Consider the following 26,267-nt stretch of genomic DNA (forward strand, 5'->3'; position numbering starts at 1 on the left):
ATAACCTTGCCAAGGTTGGGGTCGCGAGTTCGAGTCTCGTTTCCCGCTCCAAATTTAAAAGGCCCTTATCGAAAGATGAGGGCTTTTTTCTTTGTCTAAGGATTATGCTCCACGTGGAACATCAAAAATAATTAAGCGCTAATATTAGATTTTCCCACCTTGCATAAAAATTCTTAAAAAATAAAAAGGTGCCCCTCAGCACCGAGAAACACCTTTTTCCTTTCATTTTTGAATAAACCGCTATTCTGTCATCTTGGCTTGCAGTTTGACGCCTTGCTTGTTGTTCTCGGTTGCCAACGCCTGCTGACGGTGATCTCGTGGCATAAATGAAGTGGCAATAATGGCAACAACTGCCATCGAAGCAATATACAACATGATGAGATAAGGATTGCCGCCACCAACACTGAGTAGCTTCGTCGCAATCAGCGGTGCAAGACCACCACCGACGACACCTGCCAACTGAACCGAAATCGAGATACCGCTATAACGGATCTCTGCGGGAAACTGCCGTGCAAACAGTTGTGCCTGCGGTGCGTACATGAGCGGAAAGACCACACCGATTGCCAACACAATCGCCGTCCAGACCAGCACAGGATCTTTGGTATTGAGCATACTGAAGAAAGGATAACAATACAGTGCCAGCACACAGAGACCGAACATGAACATATTACGCTGTCCAACCTTATCGGACAGATGTCCACATAACGGCGTCATCACCATAATCACGGCGGCACCGCAAATGGTAGCAAATAGAATTTCCTGTCTGGCAATGCCCAGTTGTGTGGTGGTGTAGGCCAAAGTAAAGGTAGAGGCAATATAAAACCATGCATTCTCCGCCGCACGTGCCACAATAATGCTGATCAATTGCTTGGGATGCTGCTTGAATACCTGTAAGGCCGGCACTTTAACTTCTTCAGCCTGTTGTTTGACTTTTTCAAAGTCTGGCGACTCCGGCACTTTTACCCGAATGTACCAACCGACTGCCAGTAAAATAATGCTCGCCAGGAAGGGAATCCGCCAGCCCCAGCTAAACAGGGCCTGTTCAGGTAATAAAGACACCAGCCCCAAGGCAATCGAAGCCAGCATCAGCCCGCCGCCCGTGCTAGCCTGAGGAAGACTGCCCCAGAAGCCTTTTTTACCCTCTGGTGCATGTTCAACGGCCATGAGCACGGCACCGCCCCACTCACCACCCATCGCCAACCCTTGGATAAAGCGCAAGATCACCAAGCCAATGGCAGCCCAGTAACCAATTGATTCATAGGTCGGTAACAGACCGATCAGCACGGTGGGGATTCCCATCAGCATCAGGGTCAGCAACAGCATCGATTTACGGCCAATCTTGTCACCAAAATGGCCAAACACCAAGCCACCGAGTGGCCGTCCGATAAAGCCTACCGCGTAAGTGGCAAAGGCAGCGAGTACACCCGTCAACGGGTCAAGATTGGGGAAAAATAATTTATTGAAAATTAAGGCGGCTGCTGCGCCGTAGATAAAAAAGTCATACCACTCAATGGTGGTCCCCACCATACTGGAGATACCTGCCAGTCGATGAGATGACTTGTTAGGAGATGAACCGTTTCCATGTATTGTTTGCATCGTCATTTTCCTTGCTTGGATATTCTTGTTTTATATTTTTGTGCTGATGTTCAATCCTGATCACCAGCATGTTCAGAGGGTCGAGACTCCTTGCGATGTGTAGAGATGATAAAGCGCGAATTTAGCTTAGTTTTTCCAGTATTTGTTCCAGCTCTGGATTACGCTGTTGCCATTTGGGCTGTTTGTCTTTATCGACAATTAAGGCGCGCACACCTTCAATAAAATCACCATGTTCAAACCAGATATCCTGTAAATCCCGTTCCAGTTGCATACACTGCTGTAAAGACAGTCCACGCCCCAGATACTGTAATTTCAGGCTGGTTTGTTTGGCGATAAAGGAACGTTGCTGCAAAATATCCAGCAGCTTGCTGGCCCAAGTTTTGAACTTTTCCTCCTGTTCATGTGCAAGGCTATGCTCGATCTCATCCAGATGCTGAAAACCGAAATGTTTACGGATCGGCTCGACCAATTGCTGGAGTTCACTTTCAGCAGGACGGGTAATAAAGCGGGCAATGATCTGTTCAATATTGGCCTTGCTCAGGTTCGGTGCTGCAATCAACGCCGCCTGTAAGGCAGACAATTGCTCACTCGGCACATGGTAATCGATCAGATCAAGATAGAGCGCATCGCTGCTGCTGATCTGCTCTCCTGTGATCGCCATATACACGCCGATATCATCCAGCCGAGACAGGAAATGGGTTGCACCCACATCAGGGAAAAAGCCAATCGCGGTTTCAGGCATGGCGAATCTGGACTTTTCACTACTCACCACAATATGACACGCTTGCGCCAAGCCAAAACCGCCACCCAGCACATAGCCATCGAGGATGACAATCACGGGCTTTGGGTATTCGCGTAGCAGATTCAGCATTTTATATTCGGCGCTGAAATAGCCTTTATAATCAGCCGTTTCATTCTTATAGCTGTCATACAGATAACGGATATCGCCACCCGCACAAAAGGCTTTGGGACTATTCGATTTGAACAAAACCGCCTGAATGTCAGCATCACTGCGCCACAGTTGCAGTTGTGTGCAGATGCCCTCAATCATCTCCAGTGACAAGGCATTTAAATGCTTGACCCGATCCAAACTGATGACGCCTAAGCTGCCTTGTTGCTCAATCATTAAGTGATTTTCTGTATTCATTTTCTTGATCCCTTATTGATTTTTAAAGTTTGCCTGCCGTTTTTCCACAAAGGCCTGCATCCCCTCTTTTTGATCCGAAGTTGCAAAAATGGAATGGAACATACGACGTTCAAAACGCAAACCTTCGGTGAGATTGACCTCGAAGGCACGATTGATGGTTTCTTTTAGCATCATGTTGGCGGTTAAAGAGCGTGCTGCAATTTTTTCTGCGGCTTGCAAGGTGTGTTCAAGTAATTGTTCTTTGCCAAACACGCGTGCCACCAAACCACTTTGCTCTGCCTCGACCGCCCCCATTTGCCGTGCGGTAAAGCACATTTCCATGGCTTTGGCTTTCCCAATCGCGTGGGTTAAACGCTGTGTACCGCCAATGCCCGGTATGACACCTAAAGTCACTTCGGGTAAACCAAACTTGGCATTGTCGGCACAATAGATAAAGTCACACATCAGTGCCAGTTCACAACCACCACCCAGAGCATAGCCACTCACCGCTGCAATGAGCGGTTTACGGCGTTGTGCGATACGGTCTGCCAGATGGAAAAAGTCGTCGAAGTAGATATCTGGAAATGCCAGATCAGCCATTTCCTTAATATCGGCACCTGCGGCAAACGCCTTTTCCGAGCCTGCCAATACCATGCAGCCAATCTCACGATCTTTCTCTAACGCATCCAACGCCTGATTGATTTCACTAATCAATTCACTATTCAGCGCATTCAAGGCTTGCGGACGGTTCAGGGTAATCAGCCCAACCCCATGACGCTTTTCTAATAAAATACTGTTCCACTGCATGCTTCATTCCTTGCTTTGCTTTTATAGACTACGTGCGATCACTAAACGCTGGATATCGCTGGTGCCTTCATAAATCTGACAAATACGTGCATCACGGTAGATCCGTTCAATCGGGAAGTCTTTCAGATAGCCATAGCCACCAAATACCTGTAATGCATTTGAACAGACGCGCTCTGTCATTTCTGAGGCAAATAGCTTGGCCATTGAGGCTTCATTGAGACAGGGTTGCCCTGCTTCTTTGAGCCTTGCAGCGTAATGCACCAGTTGTCGGGCAGCTTCAATCTCGGTCGCCATACTGGCAAGACGGAATGCCAGTGCCTGATGCTCAAAAATTGGTTTACCAAAGGTCAGCCGTTCTTTGGCATAGCGGGTGGCTTCTTCCAGCGCCGCCCGTGCCAGACCGACTGCCTGTGCGGCAATGCCAATACGCCCCCCTTCCAGATTGGCAAGCGCGATTTTTAAACCTTCACCTTCTTTACCGAGCATCAGACTTTTATGAATACGCACATCTGTCAGGGCAATCTGGCAGGTATCCGAAGCATGTAAGCCAAGTTTTTCTTCCACCCGAATCACTTCATAACCCGCTGTCTCGCGTGGCACGAGAAAAGCGCTAATGCCCTTTTTACCCGCACTTGGATCAGTCACGGCAAACACGATAATCACGCCTGCATTATCACCCGAGGTAATAAATTGTTTGGCACCATTCAGAATGTAGTCATCGCCATCTTTTACTGCACGGGTCTTAATGGCTGCCGCATCTGAACCTGTATGCGGTTCAGTCAGGGCAAAAGCACCGATCATTTCACCTTGTGCCAAGGGTTTTAAAAAGCGTTCTTTCTGTTCATCGCTACCAAATTTTAAAATCGGCACACAGCCCACCGAGTTATGTACACTCATAATGGTTGAGGTCGCACCATCTGCCGCAGCGACTTCTTCAAGTGCCAACACATAGGCCAGATTACCTGTGTCAGAACCGCCCCATTGCTCAGGAATCAGCATGCCCATAAAACCGAGCTGCCCCATTTGTGCAAGGGCATCTTTGGGAAAGATACCATGTCGATCCCAATCACTGGCATTCGGTTTAATCTGTTCTTGGGCGAAACTTTTCGCCATATCACGAATTAAGACTTGTTCTTCGGTCAATTGCATCTTGTGTTCCTTACCCTGCCTTTGCTTGCTGTTTGGCAATTTCCTGATTACGTAATAAAAAGCGCTGAATCTTGCCACTTGGTGTTTTCGGCAGTTCAGTCACGAACTCGACCAGTCGTGGATAGGCATGTGCTGATAAGCGTTTTTTCACAAACTGGCTCAACTCTTCCGCCAATTGCTCCAGAGGTTGTATCCCCGCCGCCAGAATCACGAAAGCTTTCACCACCTCGGTACGGTCCGGATCGGGCACGCCGATGACTGCTGCTTCAACCACCGCATCATGCTCCAGCAAGGCACTTTCCACATCAAACGGCCCGATCCGGTAGCCCGAGGTCGTGATCACGTCATCACTACGCCCGACAAAGCTCATGCTGCCATCGGCATGTAACTCGGCGGTATCACCTGTGAGATAGTAGTGCCCGACAAACGGCGATTTACGACTTTCCTTATAGCCGCCAAACCACATCATCGGCGACTGACTGATATCCACGGCCAGAATTCCCGGCGTATCTGCGGGCAGTTCCTCGCCCTGTTCATTGACCACGGCAACGCGATAACCTGCGCTGGCAAAACCGGCTGAACCTGCACGAATGCTATGACTTAAACCATGATGATTACACACCACCATGCCGACTTCGGTCTGGCCATAATGGTCATAAATCGGGGCGTCCAGCACCTGCTTAAACCAACGAATCACTTCAGGATTCAATGGTTCCCCTGCACTGCTGACCACACGGAACTGGCCTTTTAACGGTGCCATCTGGGCAGGATCAGCCGCCATCATCATACGGTACGCTGTGGGTGCACCCGCCAAGTTGTTAATTTTATAATCTTTCACAATTTGGCACAGGCTATCGGTACTAAAACCGCCTTCATAGAACAAGGTGGCATGCCCCAAGAACAGTGGCCCGGTAATAGCATAGTACAAACCATAAGCCCAGCCTGGATCGGCAATATTCCAGAAGGAATCTTGTTCTCTCAGACCAATGGCATCTTGCATATAGCGACCAAACGCCAGCAAGGCTTTTAGCGGTACCTCCAATGGTTTGGCAGGCCCTGTGGTACCCGAGGTAAACATCAGCAAAAAAGGATCCTGAATGCTTCGCATCACCAGTTCACATTGATCAGGCTGCTGTTTGACTTCATCCCAAAAGTTAAAGTCACCTGACTTCAGCGGCGCACCTTGTGGATCAGCAACGGTGACAATTGCGGGACAATCTGCAATCTCATCCAGTTTGCTGCGGTTGGTCACATCGGTCACCACCAGCTTGCTTTGTGCCAGTTGCAGACGATGCTCGATTGCCTTTGGGCCAAAAGCCGTAAACAAAGGCTGATAGACAGCGCCAATACGCCAAGCCGCTAAAATCGTCACCAACAGTTCAGGCGTTCTCGGCAATAGACCTGAAATACGGTCACCCGCCTGCACCCCCTGCGACTTTAAAAAATTGGCAAATTGACTCGACCATTGTTGCAATTGACGAAAAGTATATTGTTGCTTACGACCGTCTTTACCTTGCCAGTACAACGCGATTTTGTCGCCTTGCGCATGTCGGTCACAACATTCATAACAGGCATTCAGTGCCTGCATTGAACCCGATAACATCTGTTTTGCGGTGCTTTCCAGATCAAAAGCCTGTACCATCTCTTTATAATTCAACATCGATATTCCCTCAGTCTGGTTTGATTGTTATTCATGACAGGGTTTGATTTTTTGATAAAAGCCATCCTTTGGCTTTCGTTTTTATGCCTCGGGCGGCAGGTATTGCTGGATAATGCTGGAAAAATCAAGGTGTGCATGACCACGCATGCACATTTGCTGATACAGCTGCTGCACCATTCCACCTAATACCACAGGTTGCTTCACCTGCCCGGCTGCCTCCACTGCCAAACCCAGATCTTTCAGCATTAACTGGGTGGCAAAACCATCCTGATAGCCCCGTGAAGCAGGGGCATTTTCACTGATATGTGGCCACGGGTTACAGACTTCCGAGCTCCAGCAACGACCGCTTGAGGTGTTGATCACGCCTGCCAAGGCTTGTGGATCAATACCGAGTTTGGCACCGAGTGCCATGCCTTCTGCCACCGCCGCCATGGAAATCCCGAGAATCAGGTTATTACAGATTTTGGCAATCTGCCCTGCGCCGACATCGCCACAATGCACCACGTTTTTGCCCATGTGACCGAGTACCGGTTTCACTTCATCAAAGGTCTGATCATTGGCACCGACCATAAAGGTTAGCGTACCCGCTTGTGCGCCAATGGTGCCGCCGGAAACTGGCGCATCGCAAATATGAATATTTTTACTTTGGGCAATGGCGGCAATGTCTTTGATGGTTTGCGGGTCAATGGTACTGCTGTCAATGCATAAGCTACCTGCTTTTAGCACTTCCAGAACCCCATTGTCACCTAAGTAAACGTCTTTAACATGCTTTGCTGCAGGTAACATGCTTATCACGACATCGGCTTGTTTCGCCGCTGCCTGCGGACTGTCGCAAACCACACCACCTGCCTCAGCAAAGTGCTGAATGGCTACGTCGCTGAGATCATAACCATAGACGGTGAGTCCGGCTTTGAGCAGGTTGTGGGCCATTCTGCCACCCATATTACCTAGACCGATAAAGGCGATATTCATCCGTGATCCCCTTAACGTAAACTGATGGTGGTATTAACAGCGCCAACTTCGTGGCTGTCTTCAAACCAGCGACTGGTAATGGTTTTGGTCTGGGTATAGAACTGCACTGCCTGTTTGCCATAAGGTCCCAAATCACCGAGCTTTGAACCACGGGAACCGGTGAAACTAAAGAACGGTACAGGCACTGGGATCGGAATGTTGATTCCCACCTGACCGATATCAATCAGGTTCTGGAAAGTCCGTGCAATCGCACCACTTTGCGTGAATAAACCTACGCCATTACCAAATGGGTTGGCATTGATCAGCGCAATCGCTTGTTCAAGCGTATCGACACAGATAATCGACAGTACAGGGCCAAAGATTTCCTCTTTATAAATGCGCATGTCGGTATTCACGCCACTAAAAATTGTCGCCCCGACAAAGTTACCTGCTTCATAACCTTGCACCTGAACCTCACGACCATCAAGCAGCAGTTCTGCGCCTTGCTCGACTCCGCTATTGATCAAGTCCAGTACACGGGCTTTGGCACGTTTTGAAATGACCGGGCCAATATCGGTATTCGGCTCATGCCCTGCATTCACTTTTAAAGTCTTGGCTTTTTCAACCAGTTCTGGAATCCAGTGCTTGCTGTCACCGACCATCACCGCCACTGACAATGCCATACAACGTTGTCCTGCTGCACCAAAAGCGGCACCCACCAAAGCATTCAGGGTTTGTTCCTTATTGGCATCAGGCATTACGGCGACATGGTTTTTGGCGCCCATCATCGACTGCACACGTTTGCCATGTTGTCCTGCAAGGTTATAGACATGCGTACCGACCGCAGTCGAACCGACAAATGAAATCGCTTTAATATCAGGATGGGTACATAGGCGATCCACCACTTCTTTACCGCCATGCACGACGTTGAGTACACCCGCTGGAATGCCTGCCTGAATCGCCAGTTCTACCAACATCATGGTCGACAATGGATCCTGTTCGGATGGTTTTAAAACAAAGGTATTGCCACAGACGATCGCCATCGGGAACATCCACAACGGAATCATGGCAGGGAAATTAAATGGGGTAATGCCCGCGCACACACCCAATGGTTGCTGCAAGGTATAGGTATCGACACCACGCGCCACACCTTCAACGTATTCACCCATTTGTAAGGTACCGACTGAGCAAGCATGCTCAACCACCTCCAAACCACGCTGGATGTCACCTTCCGCATCCGCCAGCGTTTTACCTTGTTCGGCAGTCAGTACCTGTGCAATTTCTTTCATGTTGGCACGAATCAGTTCTTGCAGTTTCAGCATGATACGCATACGCGCCTGAATCGGGGTTTGACGCCATGACGCAAAAGCGTCTTGTGCAGCCTGAATCGCAGCATCAACTTCCTGAGCCGTTGCAAAGGGTACACGACCAATCACTTGCTGCGTCGCAGGGTTGACAATATCTTGCCATTGCTGGGTTTCAGACTCGATAAAATTGCCGTTAATGAGTAATTTGGCGGTGTCCAACTGGATGTTCTGGATTGTATTCATAACCTCTCCATAGGTCGTATTTTTATTGTGTTAAATCATCGGAAATACACTTGGGTGGTACTTTCCTGATTGGGCTTTTATCTGAGACTAACAAAGAAAGCTTTGACCACCAATGCAAATTCATGCACGATTATTGTGCAAATATGCACAGGGAATACAATAACAATGAAAGTGGATTGGGATCATCTACAATTTTTTCTAGTTTTGGCAAGAACCAAGACCTTGACCAATGCAGCACGCGTGATAGGCGTCGAACATAGTACCGTCGCCAGACGGATTCAGGCCTTGGAGCAGACCTTAGGCACGACCCTGTTTAAGCGTGAAGCCACAGGTTATGAGCTGACGCTGGAAGGAATGGCGCTGGTCCCACGGGTCGAACAAATGGAACAGGCCTTTCTGCAAATTGAAAAGCCCGACCAGCCTTTGCAAGGACGTGTGCGAATTGGCACACCTGAAGGCTTTGGTACGGCGTTCTTAGCCCGCTTGCTGGCAGAGTTTTCGATCCAGTACCCCTTGCTCACCATCGACCTGATTCCGGTACCGAAAATGATCAAGCTGTCCCATCGCGAAGCAGATATTGTGGTGTCGATTGAGCGTCCAACCTCGGGGCCTTATATCATTACCCGACTCTCCGATTATTGTTTAAAAATTTATGGCAGCCAGCGCTATCTGGCACAAAACCCGCCGATTCGGGGTCTGGATGATTTAACCCAGCATCGTTTCGTCAATTATATTGATGATCTGGTGTATAGCCCGGAGCTGTATTGTCTGGAACGTTTACCTTTGAAGCTAACTGCCAACTTCCGGAGCAGCAGTATTCTGGCGCAACAGATTGCAGTCAGTGCAGGCGCAGGACTGGCCATTTTGCCCAAGTTCCTGGCCGACGATAAACCTGAGCTTGAAGCGGTATTACAACAACAGGTGCGCTTTACCCATACCTTCTGGATGCTGACCTTTGTCGATCTACAGCATGATCCGCGCATCAAACTGGTCTGGGATTATTTACGACAGCAGGCAGATCAATACCAACAGCTACTGGTGGACTAGCACGATTCAACCAGAGCATAAAAAAAGCCGATCGCTATAGATCGGCTTTCATCCACTCGGCAGGATTTATTGCATCACTTCACGACCGAGTTTTTTCATTCTTGGCTTATACAACAGCTGATAGGTTACCGCGAGCAGAATCACCCATAACGGACTGACATACAGTGCTTTTAAGGTATCCGGTTCCAACGCCAGAATCACCAGTGCAAATAGCAAGAAGGCAATCACCACATAAGACATGAAGACACCACCCGGCATCTTGAAGGTCGACTGCGCATGCAGTTCCGGACGTAACTTACGGTAGCGGATATAGCACACCATAATCAGGCTCCAGACACTGATGAACAGAATCACACACAGTGAACTGGCCAAGGTAAAGGCTTCAATGGTATTCGGTACAAAGTACTGCAGCACGGCTCCACCCATGATGAACACACAGGAAAAGATCAGACCGTTAGCAGGTACGGCGCTTTTGGATAAACGACCAAATGCATTCGGTGCCTGACCATCTTTAGACAGGCCAAATAGCATACGGCTGGTCGAGAATACGCCACTGTTCATCGATGACATCACCGAAGACAGGACCACCAGATTCATGATAATGGCTGAGGTGACAATCCCGGCATTCAGGAACAGTTCCACAAACGGACTCTTGTCCGCACGGATAATGTTCCATGGCGTGACCGACATCACCACCAGTAAAGCCAGTACATAGAACAGGATAATCCGGATTGGAATGGCATTAATCGCTTTTGGCAGGTTCTTATGCGGATCTTTGGTTTCCGCCGCTGTGGTCCCAATCAGTTCCACCCCGACAAAGGCAAAGACTGCGATCTGGAAACCTGCCAGAAAACCATCCAGTCCTTTAGGGAACATCCCGCCATGTGACCAGACATTACTGAGCGACGCAACCGCACCATGTGGAGCATGGAAATGGCTAAAGATCATATAGCCGCCGACACCAATCAGCCCGACAATGGCCAGAATCTTGATCAGGGCAAACCAGAATTCAATTTCGCCAAAGAGACGCACCGTCAGCAGATTCAGGAACAACACAAACAGAACACAACCGGCACTGATTGCAGCCTGCCCGATCGGGGTAAACATGGTCCCTTCGGGCAGCCAGAAGCTAAGATAATTGATCACGGCGGCCAGATCGGCGATCCCGACCAGTACCCAGCCCAGCCAATAAGTCCAGCCCATATAGTAGCCAGCCCATGGGCCAATCAGGTCATGGGCCATGTCGACAAAAGATTTATAGTGTAAATTTGCCAGCAACAACTCACCGAGTGCTCGCATCAAAAAGAAGAACATCCCGCCGATAATCATGTAAATAAACAGAATCGATGGGCCTGCCAGTGAAATGGTTTTTCCTGAGCCCATGAACAGGCCCGTACCGATGGCACCGCCAATTGCAATCAGTTGCAAATGGCGATTGGAGAGTTTGCGCTGCAAGTCATGGGGCGACTGTTCGCCTTCTGACTGTTGATGTGTAACCGTCATAACCAAAAGTTCCTTTTTACGTTTCCCTCATGAGCCAGCCTGTTATTGTTGTGCTATTGCTAGCCGTCCATTCCTGCGGGCTGACTCATTTTTAATTGCAAGAAAATACGTATCTCACTACGTTTTATCTACTGCAAATACGTTACTTTTCTTCTTTTTTTATATTTTTTAAGCAAAAATAAAGCGGATCGCTTTATTTTTGTGCTGCAACAACCGCAATTTCGATCAACCACTTTGGATTGACCAGATCTGCCTGAATGGTGGCACGTGAAGGCGCAACATGACCTTTTAACCAGTCAATCCAGATAGTATTCACCACAGGGAAATCTGAAAGATCCTTTAAAAACAGTTGCGCAGAGAGTAAGCGTGATTTATCGGTTCCTGCTGAAGCCAGTAACTGTTCGATGGTGGCAAGCACTTCACGGGTTTGACCTTCAATATCCAGATCGGCATTTTTAGGTACCTGACCGGACAAATACACCACTTTATTGAATACCGTTACCGCACTCATGACTTCGTTGGTGTTGATCTTTTGAATATCTGAATTTGACATGCTTATTTCCTTATTCCTGATAGATAAAATTGACACGTGCCGTCACACCGCACATCAGTTCATAACCAATGGTGCCTGAGGTCGCAGCGACATCGTCAATCGGTAAAATTGTTCCTGTGCTGGATTGGCCCCATAGCACCACTTCACTGCCCACCTGTGCATCATGGATCGGGGTCAGGTCCACCGCCAGCATATCCATGCTGACACGACCAATGGTTCGGGTTCGGATTCCGTTGACCAGTACCGGCGTACCTGTCGCTGAAATGCGTTGGTAACCATCGGCATAACCACACGCCACAATACCGATCCGGATTGGCTGTTCGGCCACATAGCTGGAGCCGTAACCGACACTTTCATTGGCATTGAGCTGTTGCACGGCAATGATTTCGCTGCGCAAGCTCATGGTTGGCGCAAGGCCCCAGTCCTGAATGCTATGTTTGGGATAATCAGGAGAACTGCCGTACAGCATAATACCGCCACGCACGTAATCCGATTGCAATTGCGTTTGATATCTTAAGATTGCAGCACTGTTACTGACCGATCTTTGGCCTGGTAAATCCTGAATCGTGGCTTCAAACTCGCTGAGCTGATAGTCAATGCCTTTCTGACCGAAACGATCACCATCGGCATCGGAAAAATGCATCATATGGGTCACTGAACTCACTTTCGCAGACGAGGACAATTGCTGCCAGATCTCACGATATTGCAGTGGCTTGAAACCTAAACGGTTCATACCACTGTTCATTTTCAGGAAAATATCAAACTGGGCAGGATACGGATGTTGCTGCAACCAGGCCAGCTGCTGCTCACTATGCACGGTAAAACTTAATTGATACTGCGCACAATCAAACAGGTCTTGCGGAGAGAAAATTCCTTCCAGCAATAAAATCGGGCCGGTCCAGCCTAAAGCACGCAGACGTTTTGCCTCCTCGAGATCAAGTAAGGCAAAACCATCGGCACTTTTAAACGCATCATAGACCCGTTCAATCCCATGCCCATACGCATTGGCTTTGACCACGGCAAAGACTTTGCTGTTAGGAACCGACTGCCTGACCACCGCCAGATTCTGGCGTAAGGCCTGGGCATGAATCACCGCAGTAATCGGGCGAGGCATACTAAACTTCCTTGTAAAGCGTGGTTATGCAGCGTGTGAATAACGCTGAATGGATAAACCGTCCGTACTGATCTCTGGACGATGGTTCATGACCAGATCACTGATCAACTTGCCAGAACCGCACGCCATGGTCCAACCAAGCGTTCCATGACCGGTATTCAGGAACAGATTTTTATATTTTGTAGCCCCAATAATCGGGGTACTGTCTGGTGTCATCGGACGTAAGCCTGTCCAGAATGAGGCCTGAGATAAGTCACCGCCCGGGAACAGGTCTTGCGTCACCATTTCCAGCGTGGCACGACGGTCTTGTTTCAGACCCAGATTAAAACCACTCAGTTCTGCCATACCACCAACACGGATACGCTGGTCAAAACGGGTCAGGGCAACCTTGTAGGTTTCATCCAGTACCGTTGATTGTGGTGCAAATTTTGGTTCCACAATTGGAATGGTCAGTGAATAGCCCTTAACCGGATATACAGGCAAATTCAGCTCAAGCGGTTTAAGGAAATCACGTGAATAACTACCAAAGGCCAGAACATAGCGATCCGCAGTCAGGACTTCGCCATTGACTACAACACCTTTGATCTGGTCGCCTTCAACAATCAGGTTTTCGACATTTTGATCAAACTTGAACTCTACGCCCAAGTCTTGCGCCAGTTTCGCCAAGGCATTGGTAAACAGATAACAATCGCCGGTTTCATCATTCGGTAAATGCAGACCACCGACCAGTTTATCGGTATGCGCTAAAGCAGGTTCAACACTCGCCAGTTCCTGGGCATTGAGTAAATCAAAATCAACGCCACATTCTTTCAGCACTTCAATATCACGTTGTACCGCTTCAAGCTGCGCTTCGCTACGGAACACCTGCAAGGTGCCTTTGGCGCGGTTTTCGTAGTTGATGCCCGTTTGCGCTCTTAAGTCACGTAAGCAGTCACGGCTATATTCTGCAACACGCATCATGCGCTCTTTATTGACTGCATAGCTTTGTGGATTACAGTTTTTCAGCATCTGTGCCATCCACTGCAACTGCCACATGCTGCCATCAATATTAATGGCTAAGGGCGCGTGATGCTGGAACATCCACTTGACCGCTTTAAACGGAATGCCAGGGGCTGCCCACGGCGTTGAATATCCTGGGGAGATTTGGCCTGCGTTACCAAAGCTGGTTTCTTTTGCAGGTCCTGATTGACGGTCAAGTACCGTCACTTGCGCACCTTGTTGTGCAAGATAATAGGCACTTGCCACACCAATGACGCCACTTCCTAAAACGATTACGCGCATCGTCGTTCCCTCACGCACACACTAGTTTATTTAACTAGTATATTTTTGGATCAATAGTTTTTTTCACTGATTTTATGGGTATAATCCAGGTAATTTGATGTTTTCGTCACGGAAAAATTAAAATAAAAGGGAATATATGATGCGTAAATTAGACCGTATTGATCGCCTGATTTTAGATATTCTGCAGCGGGAAGGACGTATTGCGATCAGTGAACTGGCTTCACGGGTCAACTTATCGACCACGCCCTGTTCAGAACGGGTCAAGCGTCTGGAGCGTGAAGGCATCATCATGGGCTACTACGCCCGCCTCAATCCGGAATACGTCGACCGAAACCTGTTGGTGTTTCTGGAAATCAAACTGTCGGCGAAATCGGGCGATGTCTTTGATCAGGTCGCACGTGATCTGGTGGATATTCCAGAGGTTCTGGAATGCCATCTGATTTCAGGGGAGTTTGATTATCTGGTGAAAGCACGTCTTAAAGAAATGAGTGCCTACCGTCGTCTGTTAGGGGATTTACTGAAAAAGCTACCTGCCTCGGCCTCTTCGCATAGCTATGTGGTGATGGAGGAAGTGAAAGAATCTTTATATCTGGATATGGGTGTCTAGCCTCCAAGCATACGCAATAAAAGCCCTTCGATCAGGGCTTTTATTCAGACAGCAATCCGATTAGTCATCTTCTTCGTCATAAATATAGCTCATACAGCCCCAGCCATCATATTCACCATTGAACTCCTGAGCAATCTTGGTCATCCATTCTTCCAGATCGGCAATATCTTCATATTCCAAGATCATATTCACATGGATATTCAGCACCCACAGATCCGACCCGTCTGAATGTTGCTCTTCTTGATAAAGGGAGATTTTTTGCTCTTGGTGTAAAAGGTGTAAGGCACATTTTTCAATTTGTTCCTGCGTCTCAAAAACAATCGAAAATTCAACTTCATGGGGTTCATTCAGGTCATTGCCATCTTCAACCATCTGCCACAGGACGTTGCCGTTATCATTATCTGGAAATTTGTCATAATCACGTGTCATATGCATATCCTTTGTTGTGTTTTGGACTTGATATTTGGCTATAGATTAACCGATTTTTATTTCAGTTTTTAGACGTGTTGATAACATTATTGTAGTGAAAAAATAAACAGCTTTCAGTGAATGATCTATTCGCTCACTCAAATACAATCGATAGCACCACCTGATCGAGGCAGCGAATCCCGTTTTCATAAATCGGCGCCGGATAATCTTTAAAAACATCCGCTTCAATATGTGACAGCCTAAAACCGCATTTTTGATACAGCGCCAACTGATCCAGACTGGAATTTCCGGTCTTGATCCATAAGGTATGAACCTTCAGCTGTTGAGCATACGCAATCGCATGCTGAATCAGTGTTTTAGCCAAACCCTGCCCTTGATAACCTGCATCTACAGCCAGATTTTTAATTTCAGCCTGAGCATCGTTTTTGCATAAACACAGCTGGGCAATGATCTGTGTCTGCTGATTGAGCAGCACAAACATATCTGAGTTAAATAGATAGGCCTCTATCGCCGCCCAATCCGGATCGGCCTCCAGCAACAAGGTTTTGAGTTGCCGTTGTTGTGTAGGCAGCAAGGTCTGCCAAAGCACCTGTTGAATCGAATACATCAGCTTGCCTGTTTTTTATGGTCTTTTAGAAGTTTACCTCAGAATGAATTTCAACCTGATGCTGCCTGAGTGGATGCTGAAAGGCCAGATAAGCGGCATGCAGTGCCATACGGGTTAAATGAAAGCGGGCAGGCTCAGGATGATACAGTTTATCGCCCATGATCGGATGGCCAATGTGCATCATGTGCACCCGCAATTGATGCGAACGCCCTGTTACCGGTTCCAGACGGACACGGCTTTGATCGGTTGCCGCATCATAATCGATACGCTGGAATAAGGTTTTGGCCTGCTTGCCGAGTTCAAAATGCACCATCTGGCGTGGACGGTTTTCCCAATCGGTAATCAGCGGAACGTCAACACTGCCCTCGGCCTGAATCTCGCCTTGTACCAGTGCTTGATAGTATTTCTTGACGGTTCGTGCCTGAAACATTTTACTGACGGCGACTTCTGCTTCTCGATGTTTGGCAAACATAAGTAAGCCCGAAGTTGCCATATCCAGACGATGCGTCACTTTGGCCGCAGGATGCTGTTGTAAAACCCGTAAATAGGCACTGTCCTGATGCTCGGGTAAACGTCCCATCACCGATAATAATCCCGCAGGCTTGTTCACCACAATCAGGTCCTCATCTTCATAGATGATTTCTAAGGGATGTTGTGGAGGAGCATATACAAAGTTGTCATTTAAAGGCATGAGAAAATAGCCAGGCAGGCACGAGGACGAAAACAGCAGCGATTATAGTGCTGCACAACAGTTTCGCAACAGGCTGATGTTATCAGCCAGAGCATTGAATGATTAAGAATGAACTTTGATACCTTTGCTTAAGTTATCTTTATATTTCTGTTCCAGCAAGGCAATGTCCCGGTTTAAAAAGGCGATCAGATAGTCTTTTGCCCGCGCCAGACTTAACTGTTTAAAGGCTATGCTCTCTTTGCTTTTACGGGTCACCAGTCCAAATAGGTCTTTTTTCGGCACAATCACCACAACATCGCTGTCCAGTTTAAATTCCAGTTGTTGTGATTTGGCATAGGCATCCAGCGTAATGGCAATAGTCTGACCGGTATCAAGATCGGTCACGATAAAACGGGTATCGGCACCGTTGAGCTGTAATTGACGAACCAGTTGCTGACGCCAGCTCATCTCGTCAAATTTAATTAAAATCGAGGCCAGGTCAAATGTCCCCATCGCATCGATTTCATTAGGATTGATCTGATGGGGATAGCGGATTTTAAGCTCAAACTGATTCATTCTTGTATTGACCTGTTCCTGTGATCATGTTTTGATTTTTAGGTATAAAGAAAATTATATCATTTTGTTTTTTAATATAAAAATATCGACTTATCTTCATAATGGCAGGATTACAGGATGGATATCACATTCGTTTTTGATTTTATTGATGCAGTTTTTATTATTTAGCGCTGATTATTATTTTCTATTTGGTTAAATTTTTTAGGGTATCAAGGGAAAACAGAGGTTGTTTACTTCAACACCTATGACTTTGTAAGCCATAACCTTTGCCTATAAACTTTTGATCTATAGCGTCCTAAGCCGAATCGAGACCTTTTGGGTACGTACACACTTGCTTTGTAAGCGTCGGTGCATGCTACTCTTTTCGATCCCTTTCACACCCTTGAGACATAGTTTAGGGAGATCACGGCGGGATTGTTTTCCTAAAAACTGCTATTTTTAACGCTCAATGAAATAATTTTGCATACTAAAAGATAAATCTTGAAATATTTCCCACTTCCAGTAAAAAACTACGATTTATATTCCGATAAATTCAAATTTACATGTGTATTTTTTCAAAAAGAGATTGTGATTTAGGCCCAAATCACCATAATCGCGGCCACAATCACTAGCCACAGACCTAAATGATCGGTTTTAGCGAGTTTCTCCTTAAAGAAAAAAGCCGAGATCAGCAAACTAAATAAGATTTCGACCTGCCCCAGCGTTTTGACAATGGCGACGGTCTGCATACTCATGGCACTAAACCAGCCGACCGAGGCCAGAAAACTACAAATACTCACTTTTAAGGTTAAGCCAACACGCTGCCACATTTGATACAGCGTCGGGCGGCTAAAAAATCCGAGATAGATCAGCAATACCATGCATTGAAAGCTGATCAGACTGCACAACACCCAAGCGGCACGATGCAGGAATGGCAACATGCTCAGTTCCAGACTGGCTTCACGCACTAATAAAGAGGTGATGGCAAAACAAAGCCCACTGCCCAGCCCAATCATCAGGGTTTTTAAGGACAGATCAGATTGTTGCTTACCTTTACTCAGTAAGAATACTGCAAGTGCCCCAATTACCACCCCGACCCAGCCCCATGTGCTGAGATGTTCCTGTAAGAACAGTACCCCGACCAAGGCGGCCAAGATCGCTTCACTTTTGGCGAGTCCGACACCAATGGCATAGTTCTTTTGCTGAAACAGTTTCACCATCAAGGCCGTGGCATAGATCTGGCTAATCCCTGCAATCACGATATAGAGCCAGAATTTATCGGAAAAATGCACCGATGCGATGACAGGCTGATGCAGATACAGAAAGGCCAAATAGCTAAAGGCAAAGATCGGTGAAAAGATAAAGCGAGCCAGTGTGGTGCCATAAACATCCACGCTGGTGCTGAGTTGTTTTTGAAATGCATTGCGCCAAGCCTGCATGAATGCAGCCATCAGGGTGAACAGAATCCAAGTGATCATCATAAGCTTGAACGCAATATTATCAGTGCCGCTAATTTACGCGGTTCTGACTGTTTTTTCGATAGTCGTCCGTGCTTAAAAACTTAAATCATTAAAGTCTTTTACTTTGGACAGATAGATCGGTGGCTGATTGATTTTGCTCCATGTTTCTTTAAATCTTGGATCTTCTTCTGGGTCTTGGCTTAAATTGTCACGAACAACTTTTTTACCCGTTAAAAAATTAATACTGGTTTGACTTTGAATCAGGGGGCCATGATTACTTGAATCATCATAACCAATCAGGCGTAGATCATTGCCTTCCAGACGGAACAGGTAACGCCAATAACCATAACGTCCATGCGAATAATAGACACTCAATAGATTATTTTTAATTTCAAACCATAGATCAGGTGGGAAATAGACCCCGCCATCTTCATTTTCCGAGCTAAAACAACTGAGGTTAGTCACAATCGGTTTGTATGTACCTTTTTGATTCAGCAATACAATCACACCACGGCGGTTGCGGTCTAAGCGCCCACGATATTCATCCTGTACAAAGGCTTTGGGATCGGTGGCTTTGACGATCAGTATCACATCCTTCAAACCATCTTTATTCAGGTCGCCTTCAATCGTTTCAAAGAGATGATATTTTGCAGGGAGATAGGCTTTATAGGTTACTTTATCTTTGCGCAGCTTCAGTTCTTCTGCTGTTGGCTGTGCTTGAGCAAACGTTGTTTGCGGCAATATGGATAGGCTTGAGCAAGCCAAGATCAGTGCAATACATTTCTTATTCATTGTTATTTCATCATTTAGGGCGTGATTACTGTTATGGCCTTTATAGGGAATGGCTGAGTTTCTGCTGGCGTTTTGCACGAATCCAGCGTGCCGTGACGATCACTAAAATGATCACTAAAACGGTAATCAGCACAGGCATGATAAAGGCGAGAATGGATAATAAGATCGAGCCAATCAGTTCACCGGTAGCCACCACAAAATTACCCAGCCCGCCTGTGGTTGCCGTCGAAACCCCACGTGCCGCTACGGTACTCATTTGCACCACACCTGCGGTTCCACCACCGACAATCAATGCAGCAGCCCAAGTGGCAAACTGCGACATTTCTCCACTGCTCACCGCCATCGTGGTCAGTGTACCTGCCACCACAGCCGCAGGTGTGGCAATGGTATCTAATAGGTTATCCACCCACGGCACATAGTAGGCTGCGATTTCACAAATGGTGGCAAAACCCAGTGCCATACACACCGATGGAAGTGCCAGCCATTCAAAGCCTTGGGCAGGTTGATACCATCCCATAAGGGTGGCAATACTCATCGCCAACAGCGGCACAAAGACACGAAAACCACAGGCTGCGCTGAGGCCCACGCCAATACAGAGTCCTAAAATTGTTTCCATCATGGATTACCTTTCTATGCCTATGACAGGTCTTGTTATTTAAATCTTATTTTTAAGGTAACAAAAAGCCCTATCAAGGGATAGGGCTTTTATTCAAACAGTGGGTAACTGTTTGGTATTTTGCGGCTTAGGCATTCTTACTGTTGAATTGATTGCCAAGGCATTTGGTACACGGAGGTAAACGATCAGTACCAATTTCTAAATAGGTGCGGTGTCCGCATTGAACACAAAAATAGAAGCCTGTTCCAGGTTTTTCGCCAGCAGTTACCATCTTTGCTCTCCATAGATTTTAGAAATGGTACATATACTATAGCTTGATAGTTTTGATTATTTATTGACCTTTCCGACGAGTGGTGATGGCGGAAAGGTGAAGGATGGAATGTGTACATTTTTTCTATACACGCGTTAGGAATTATGCGGATTGGCGACTTACCACTTTTTTCCTATGATGAGTTCATACAGGAACAGGATGTTCCGGAACATAAAATAATAATAGGTTCAAACATCAGATCGTGAGGTACGATGGGAGTCATATCTAGCAACCAAATATAGAAAAGCCCAACAGGATGTTGGGCTTTTCTATAATCATTTTAAGTAAAAATTTAAATCAATTGTTTTCTAATCTTTTATTACTTAAAGGGATATTTCCATTTTTTGTGGGGAGAGAGGGAAATTTAACTCGACCAACTGCTTCTAAAATAGATTTTCTACATTGTGTTGCAAATCTGGCATTCTTATTATCCTTTAAATATTTAGCCACTAAAAAAAGATCGGGGGTAAATACTAATGCAGTCGAGCCAACTAAGGCAGCAGAGCTACATTTATCAGTGAATGGATTAGGTCTTTCTTCTAAAGGAAGTAAGCGATAAGCATTTCCAAAGAGTACCGATTTAGCGGGTACTAAAACCTCTTCTCGTTGTAGATCTTCATGTATATTCAAAGATAATTGTCTCAACTTATCAATATTGATAGCCTTATTATCTTTTCCCTCAACCTCTCCAATTAGTCGCCCCTCTTCTGACTCAAAAACTGCATCAAATTCTGAATCAGCATCCTCATATTGAGACACAGAGAAGCCTAAAATTTCTAATGCATCTAATATTGCAAACTCTAAAGGTTTTCCTTTTTCAAATAATAAATTTCTTAATTTACTTAGCTGGTTTATTCTTTCTAAAACGGCTTCTTTTTCAGCAGATATTTTACTTAGTTTTTCCTCCAAAATAAGTAATTTATTATTTTCTATCTCTTCATTCTTTAATTTAAATTGATCAACCCTCGCCCAATCTGGTTCTACTGTTAAATCTCCGTCTTGCTTAACTGATTTTTCTAAGCTAACTATCTGTTTAATAAAATTATGAGAAAATTGTTGACCTATTACACTCCATTCTTCTTGTTCTTCATCAAAAAAGGAATCGTCTGAAAAATTTATATTAGGCAAACCTATTAAAGCTCCATTTGAATTACTTGCATTCAAAATAAAACCTACTGTTTTATCTCCATGTTTAGTTTGCAAACAAGGTACAACAGCTCCTTCAACTAATACTTGATATGAGGAATTGTCACCAAGGCTACTCCAATAGGTAGATACTACTTCTGATTTTTTAGGTGCTAATTTTATTTCTTTACCTTTCGAATTTGTAATTTTCAACTTAATAGGCAACATATCATAATTAGTATATGAAGTTACTATTCTAGTAGTTTGCCTATTTTTTCCAGTACCAGAATATTGTTTTTCTCCTGTTGCTATAAATACCTCTTGCAACTTATCTAAGAAAACAACAACTAACTTCCCATGATCCATTGCTGTTTTTATTTCTCTTTTCCAGTGCTCTGTTTTAGATTTAAGAGTAAAGGAATCATAATCCGAAAGGCTTTTTTTCCCTTGAAAATAATCTCCTCCCCTAAATAAGTAATCACTAATATCAGGCTGGATTAAAATTATATCCCAATCTAACAACGAAGTTTCTGAATTAAAATCACAATATTCAGCATCATCTCCATACAAAGAAAAGCCAATTGTTAAAATTTTCTTTTTAGCCATATTCTATATCTTTAAAAAAAACCCTACTCTAAAGTAGGGCTTTTATTAAAGATAATCAACAAGATTAGTACATTATCAAGCCACTTGACCTTCTAAAAAGTCTTGAGCAAAACGCTGTAATACCCCGCCCGCTTCATAAACAGAAACTTCTTCTTCTGTATCTAGGCGACATGTTACAGGTACTTCCAGAATCTCTTCCTTACCATCCGCTGTGGCACGTTCAATCACTAACGTTAACGTCGAACGCGGTGCAATATTACCAATTACGCTATACAGCTCAGTACCATCTAGCTTCAAAGTTTTGCGGTTTACACCCGGCTTAAACTCAAGCGGTAAAACCCCCATACCGACTAAGTTAGTACGGTGAATACGCTCAAAACCTTCGGCAACAATCGCTTCAACACCTGCAAGACGAACACCTTTAGCCGCCCAGTCACGGCTTGAACCCTGACCATAATCCGCACCCGCCACAATGATCAACGGTTGCTTACGGTTCATGTAGGTTTCAATCGCTTCCCACATCCGCATCACTTCGCCTTCAGGCTCTACACGCGCTTTTGAACCCTGCTTAATGGTTCCATCGGAACGAACCACCATTTCATTAAACAGTTTCGGGTTGGCAAAGGTCGCACGCTGTGCGGTCAAATGGTCACCACGATGGGTTGCGTATGAGTTAAAGTCTTCTTCAGGTACGCCCATTTTGTGCAGGTATTCACCCGCAGCCGAATCCATCAGGATCGCATTCGATGGCGACAAGTGATCGGTGGTGATGTTGTCACCCAAGATCGCCAACGGACGCATATTGGCTAAGGTACGCGGTGCCGCCAACGCCCCTTCCCAATATGGTGGACGGCGGATGTAAGTACTTTGCGGACGCCAGTCGTATAACGGACTTTCGGCTTGTTCAACTTCGCCCAAGTCAAACATTGGAATATAGACTTTACGGAACTGTTCAGGCTTCACCGCTTCTTTGACCAATGCATCAATTTCAGCATCCGACGGCCAGATATCTTTCAGGTAAATCGGGTTACCGTCTTTGTCATGACCTAACGCATCTTTTTCAATGTCAAAACGAATGGTTCCTGCAATTGCATAGGCCACAACCAAAGGCGGAGATGCAAGGAATGCCTGTTTTGCGTATGGATGGATACGGCCATCGAAGTTACGGTTACCCGAAAGTACCGCAGTTGCGTACAAGTCACGATCAATGATTTCTTGTTGAATCACGGGATCAAGTGCGCCTGACATACCATTACAGGTGGTACATGCATAAGCGACGATACCAAAACCAAGTTTCTCAAGATCTTTGAGTACGCCCGCTTCTTCAAGATATAGCGCAGCCGCTTTTGAACCCGGTGCAAATGAGGATTTCACCCAAGGCTTGCGTACCAAGCCCAGCTCATTGGCCTTACGTGCCAACAGACCTGCTGCCACGGTATTACGCGGGTTAGAGGTATTGGTACAAGAGGTAATGGCCGCAATAATGATTGCGCCATCAGGCATTAAGCCATCAGTACGGTTTTCAACTACACCGGCAATGCCTTTCTCTTTCAAGTCAGCCGTAGAGACACGTGCATGCGGGTTTGATGGGCCGGCAATATTACGAGTCACGGTTGAAAGGTCAAAACGCAGGACACGTGGGTACTCAGCTTGGGTCATATCCGATGCCCAAAGCCCGATTTCTTTGGCATATTGCTCAACCAAAGCCACTTGCGTATCTTCACGACCAGTCAGGCGTAAATAGTCGATGGTATTCTGGTCGATATAGAACATCGCAGCCGTAGCGCCATATTCTGGGGTCATATTCGAAATCGTAGCACGGTCGCCCACCGACATGCTGTCAGCACCTTCACCGAAAAACTCGAGGTAAGCACCAACAACACGCTCTTTACGCAAGAACTCAGTCAATGCCAAGACGATATCGGTTGCGGTAATCCCTGCCTGACGCTGACCGACAAACTCAACCCCGATGATGTCCGGCAGACGCATCCAAGATGCGCGACCAAGCATCACGTTTTCAGCTTCCAGACCACCGACACCGACTGAAATCACGCCAAGCGCGTCGGTATGCGGGGTATGAGAATCTGTACCCACACAGGTATCCGGGAATGCCAAACCATCACGGTTTTGGATCACTGGAGACATTTTTTCCAGGTTGATCTGATGCATGATACCGTTACCCGCAGGGATCACGTCGACATTTTTAAAGGCGGTCTTGGTCCACTCAATAAAATGGAAACGGTCTTCATTACGACGGTCTTCTACTGCACGGTTTTTCTCAAAGGCATCCGGATCAAAACCACCATATTCCACTGCCAATGAGTGGTCGACGATCAACTGGGTTGGCACTACTGGATTGACTTTAGAAGGATCACCGCCTTTATCGGCAATCGCATCACGCAAACCAGCCAAATCCACCAGTGCGGTTTGTCCCAAAATGTCGTGACAGACCACACGTGCCGGATACCACGGAAAATCGAAATCCTGGCGGCGTTCGATCAACTGAGTTAAATAGGCCGTTAAATTCTCGGCATCCGCTTTACGTACCAGCTGCTCAGCCAGTACTTTCGAGGTGTATGGCAGCTTTGCGTATGCGCCTGGCTGAATATCTTCAACGGCTTGACGCACGTCATAGTATTCGAGCTGGGTACCTGCCAGCGGTTTACGATATTTTGTGTTCATTAACCACGCTCCGCCAATGGTTTGAATTCAAGGTTTTCAGGGCCGGTATAGTTGGCGCTTGGACGAATGATCTTGCCGTCCTGACGTTGTTCAATAACGTGTGCAGACCAGCCCGCAGTACGTGCAATCACGAATAATGGCGTGAACATTGCCGTTGGTACGCCCATCAAGTGATAGCTTACTGCACTGAACCAGTCGAGGTTCGGGAACATGTTCTTCACTTCTTTCATCACCGCTTCTAAACGTTCAGCGATCAGATACATCTTGGTATTTTCTTGTGCTTCAGCCAGTTCACGCGCCACTTGCTTGATTACTTCGTTACGTGGATCAGACACGGTATACACCGGGTGACCAAAACCAATCACGACTTCTTTATTTTCAACACGTTTACGGATGTCGGCTTCGGCTTCATCGGCATTGTCATAGCGTTGTTGAATCACGAATGCCACTTCATTGGCACCACCATGTTTAGGGCCACGTAGCGCACCGATCCCGCCTGTAATGGCTGAATACATGTCTGAACCTGTCCCTGCCACCACACGTGAAGTAAAGGTAGATGCATTGAACTCATGCTCTGCATACAGAATCAAAGAGGTGTGCATGGCTTGAATCCACTCTTCCGATGGCGCTTCACCATGCAGGAGATGCAAGAAATGCGCAGCAATCGAGTCATCATCGGTTTCAACTTCGATACGACGACCGTTGTTGCTGAAGTGGTACCAGTACAACAACATTGAACCCAAGCTAGCCATCAATTTGTCGGCGATGTCTTTTGCGCCTGCTTCGTTGTGGTCTTCATGTTCAGGCGTTAAACAACCTAAAACTGATACACCGGTACGCATCACATCCATTGGGTGTGCAGATGGTGGTAGTTGCTCAAGTGCAGTTTTCAGTGCTGCAGGTAAGCCACGGAATGCCTTTAATTTTGCTTTATAGGCTTTGAGTTCGGCTTTGTTTGGCAATTTACCGTGTACCAACAGGTGTGCCACTTCTTCAAACTGGCTTCCTGCTGCAAGGTCGAGAATATCATAGCCACGGTAGTGTAAGTCGTTGCCGCTGCGGCCTACGGTACAGAGTGCGGTGTTGCCTGCCACTTGTCCGCTAAGGGCAACTGATTTTTTTGGTTTGAAGCCTGTTGTTGTTTCATTACTGCTCATAAGATTGTCCTTTTTATATCCTTAGGTGAATTTCGTAGCGGTGTCTTACCGAACTCTCATCTTATTTGAGGATAAGCCTTCGGCCGGACTTACTTTTGATGGATCAAAAGTAAGCAAAAATCCTTTGTTGGCCTGACGGTACTTCCTGAGCAATTTCAAAGGATCGCTTTGAAAGCAGCGTAAGGCAGCCCAACGTGGCGGCATCCATGCCGCCTTCACGATCATTAATACTTTCATGAAACTGATAAAAATACTTTTTTATCTCTACTAGAAAGTCTTAAATTCGTGAAATCCCTCTCCCTCTGGGGGAGGTT

Annotated in this window: 24 protein-coding genes; 2 read left to right on the forward strand and 22 right to left on the reverse strand. The window is 46.4% G+C overall.

Features of this window, described 5'->3' with window-relative positions; translation table 11 throughout:
• Positions 1–240: 240 nt before the first annotated feature.
• From ACNQO6_RS15745 to ACNQO6_RS15775, 7 genes are all read right to left on the reverse strand, one after another.
• Positions 241–1,596: an MFS transporter gene (locus tag ACNQO6_RS15745; RefSeq protein ID WP_440209587.1), complete on the reverse strand. Its 1,356-nt coding sequence runs from the start codon at positions 1,594–1,596 to the stop codon at positions 241–243.
• A 121-nt stretch (positions 1,597–1,717) separates the two neighbouring features.
• A complete protein-coding gene (locus ACNQO6_RS15750) occupies positions 1,718–2,743 on the reverse strand; it encodes an enoyl-CoA hydratase/isomerase family protein (RefSeq protein ID WP_440209588.1) in 1,026 nt (341 codons plus the stop codon).
• 12 nt (positions 2,744–2,755) lie between these two features.
• Positions 2,756–3,529 carry an enoyl-CoA hydratase gene (locus ACNQO6_RS15755; protein WP_440209589.1) on the reverse strand — a complete coding sequence of 258 codons (774 nt, stop codon included), beginning with the start codon at positions 3,527–3,529 and terminating at the stop codon, positions 2,756–2,758.
• A gap of 21 nt (positions 3,530–3,550) precedes the next feature.
• Positions 3,551–4,678, reverse strand: coding sequence for an acyl-CoA dehydrogenase family protein (locus ACNQO6_RS15760; RefSeq protein ID WP_440209590.1), 1,128 nt, complete (start codon positions 4,676–4,678; stop codon positions 3,551–3,553).
• A 10-nt stretch (positions 4,679–4,688) separates the two neighbouring features.
• Positions 4,689–6,338, reverse strand: coding sequence for an AMP-binding protein (locus ACNQO6_RS15765; protein ID WP_440209591.1), 1,650 nt, complete (start codon positions 6,336–6,338; stop codon positions 4,689–4,691).
• Between the two features lie 81 nt (positions 6,339–6,419).
• A complete protein-coding gene (gene mmsB / locus ACNQO6_RS15770; protein ID WP_440209592.1) occupies positions 6,420–7,310 on the reverse strand; it encodes a 3-hydroxyisobutyrate dehydrogenase in 891 nt (296 codons plus the stop codon).
• Positions 7,311–7,321: 11 nt separating this feature from the next.
• On the reverse strand, positions 7,322–8,839 hold the full coding sequence (locus ACNQO6_RS15775; RefSeq protein ID WP_440209593.1) for a CoA-acylating methylmalonate-semialdehyde dehydrogenase: 1,518 nt from the start codon (positions 8,837–8,839) through the stop codon (positions 7,322–7,324).
• Positions 8,840–9,004: 165 nt separating this feature from the next.
• Between ACNQO6_RS15775 and ACNQO6_RS15780 the strand changes: the two genes are divergently transcribed.
• The gene (locus ACNQO6_RS15780) at positions 9,005–9,886 is read left to right on the forward strand and encodes a LysR family transcriptional regulator (RefSeq protein ID WP_440209594.1); all 882 of its coding nucleotides are present in this window, start codon (positions 9,005–9,007) and stop codon (positions 9,884–9,886) included.
• Positions 9,887–9,952: 66 nt separating this feature from the next.
• Here ACNQO6_RS15780 and ACNQO6_RS15785 read toward each other — a convergent pair whose 3' ends face one another.
• The 4 genes from ACNQO6_RS15785 to ACNQO6_RS15800 form a co-directional block, all read right to left on the reverse strand.
• Positions 9,953–11,389, reverse strand: coding sequence for an amino acid permease (locus ACNQO6_RS15785; RefSeq protein ID WP_343578430.1), 1,437 nt, complete (start codon positions 11,387–11,389; stop codon positions 9,953–9,955).
• 193 nt (positions 11,390–11,582) lie between these two features.
• Positions 11,583–11,942 carry a RidA family protein gene (locus tag ACNQO6_RS15790; protein ID WP_004773310.1) on the reverse strand — a complete coding sequence of 120 codons (360 nt, stop codon included), beginning with the start codon at positions 11,940–11,942 and terminating at the stop codon, positions 11,583–11,585.
• Positions 11,943–11,952: 10 nt separating this feature from the next.
• Positions 11,953–13,056: an alanine racemase gene (gene alr / locus ACNQO6_RS15795; RefSeq protein WP_440209595.1), complete on the reverse strand. Its 1,104-nt coding sequence runs from the start codon at positions 13,054–13,056 to the stop codon at positions 11,953–11,955.
• Positions 13,057–13,080: 24 nt separating this feature from the next.
• On the reverse strand, positions 13,081–14,337 hold the full coding sequence (locus tag ACNQO6_RS15800; protein ID WP_005281316.1) for a D-amino acid dehydrogenase: 1,257 nt from the start codon (positions 14,335–14,337) through the stop codon (positions 13,081–13,083).
• Positions 14,338–14,476: 139 nt separating this feature from the next.
• On the opposite strand from ACNQO6_RS15800, the gene ACNQO6_RS15805 reads away from it, so the two are divergent.
• Entirely contained in the window at positions 14,477–14,944 is a 468-nt protein-coding gene (locus tag ACNQO6_RS15805) for an Lrp/AsnC ligand binding domain-containing protein (protein ID WP_004773316.1), read from the forward strand.
• Positions 14,945–15,004: 60 nt separating this feature from the next.
• Here the strand turns inward: ACNQO6_RS15805 and ACNQO6_RS15810 are convergent, their stop codons facing one another.
• The 11 genes from ACNQO6_RS15810 to prpC all read right to left on the reverse strand — a co-directional run bounded on the left by ACNQO6_RS15810 (position 15,005) and on the right by prpC (position 25,953).
• On the reverse strand, positions 15,005–15,373 hold the full coding sequence (locus ACNQO6_RS15810; protein WP_440209596.1) for a ribonuclease E inhibitor RraB: 369 nt from the start codon (positions 15,371–15,373) through the stop codon (positions 15,005–15,007).
• Positions 15,374–15,506: 133 nt separating this feature from the next.
• The gene (locus tag ACNQO6_RS15815; RefSeq protein WP_440209597.1) at positions 15,507–15,980 is read right to left on the reverse strand and encodes a GNAT family N-acetyltransferase; all 474 of its coding nucleotides are present in this window, start codon (positions 15,978–15,980) and stop codon (positions 15,507–15,509) included.
• A gap of 25 nt (positions 15,981–16,005) precedes the next feature.
• Positions 16,006–16,671: a pseudouridine synthase gene (locus tag ACNQO6_RS15820; protein ID WP_150956828.1), complete on the reverse strand. Its 666-nt coding sequence runs from the start codon at positions 16,669–16,671 to the stop codon at positions 16,006–16,008.
• 102 nt (positions 16,672–16,773) lie between these two features.
• Entirely contained in the window at positions 16,774–17,226 is a 453-nt protein-coding gene (locus ACNQO6_RS15825; protein WP_440209598.1) for a hypothetical protein, read from the reverse strand.
• A gap of 572 nt (positions 17,227–17,798) precedes the next feature.
• Positions 17,799–18,686, reverse strand: coding sequence for a DMT family transporter (locus ACNQO6_RS15830; protein ID WP_440209599.1), 888 nt, complete (start codon positions 18,684–18,686; stop codon positions 17,799–17,801).
• 72 nt (positions 18,687–18,758) lie between these two features.
• Positions 18,759–19,457: a hypothetical protein gene (locus ACNQO6_RS15835; RefSeq protein ID WP_440209600.1), complete on the reverse strand. Its 699-nt coding sequence runs from the start codon at positions 19,455–19,457 to the stop codon at positions 18,759–18,761.
• A 40-nt stretch (positions 19,458–19,497) separates the two neighbouring features.
• Positions 19,498–20,073 carry a DUF4126 domain-containing protein gene (locus ACNQO6_RS15840; RefSeq protein WP_199950048.1) on the reverse strand — a complete coding sequence of 192 codons (576 nt, stop codon included), beginning with the start codon at positions 20,071–20,073 and terminating at the stop codon, positions 19,498–19,500.
• Between the two features lie 127 nt (positions 20,074–20,200).
• Positions 20,201–20,344: a zinc ribbon-containing protein gene (locus ACNQO6_RS15845; RefSeq protein WP_004637424.1), complete on the reverse strand. Its 144-nt coding sequence runs from the start codon at positions 20,342–20,344 to the stop codon at positions 20,201–20,203.
• A 336-nt stretch (positions 20,345–20,680) separates the two neighbouring features.
• The gene (locus ACNQO6_RS15850) at positions 20,681–22,114 is read right to left on the reverse strand and encodes a hypothetical protein (protein ID WP_440209601.1); all 1,434 of its coding nucleotides are present in this window, start codon (positions 22,112–22,114) and stop codon (positions 20,681–20,683) included.
• A gap of 75 nt (positions 22,115–22,189) precedes the next feature.
• Complete coding sequence (acnD, locus tag ACNQO6_RS15855) at positions 22,190–24,796, reverse strand: Fe/S-dependent 2-methylisocitrate dehydratase AcnD (protein ID WP_440209602.1); 2,607 nt, start codon at positions 24,794–24,796, stop codon at positions 22,190–22,192.
• Positions 24,796–25,953, reverse strand: coding sequence for a bifunctional 2-methylcitrate synthase/citrate synthase (prpC, locus tag ACNQO6_RS15860; RefSeq protein WP_440209603.1), 1,158 nt, complete (start codon positions 25,951–25,953; stop codon positions 24,796–24,798). Before prpC ends, acnD begins: the two co-directional genes overlap by 1 nt.
• Positions 25,954–26,267: the final 314 nt, after the last annotated feature.

Origin of the sequence: Acinetobacter calcoaceticus (assembly GCF_051947995.1) — a bacterium.
In the GTDB taxonomy this organism is placed as follows: domain Bacteria; phylum Pseudomonadota; class Gammaproteobacteria; order Pseudomonadales; family Moraxellaceae; genus Acinetobacter.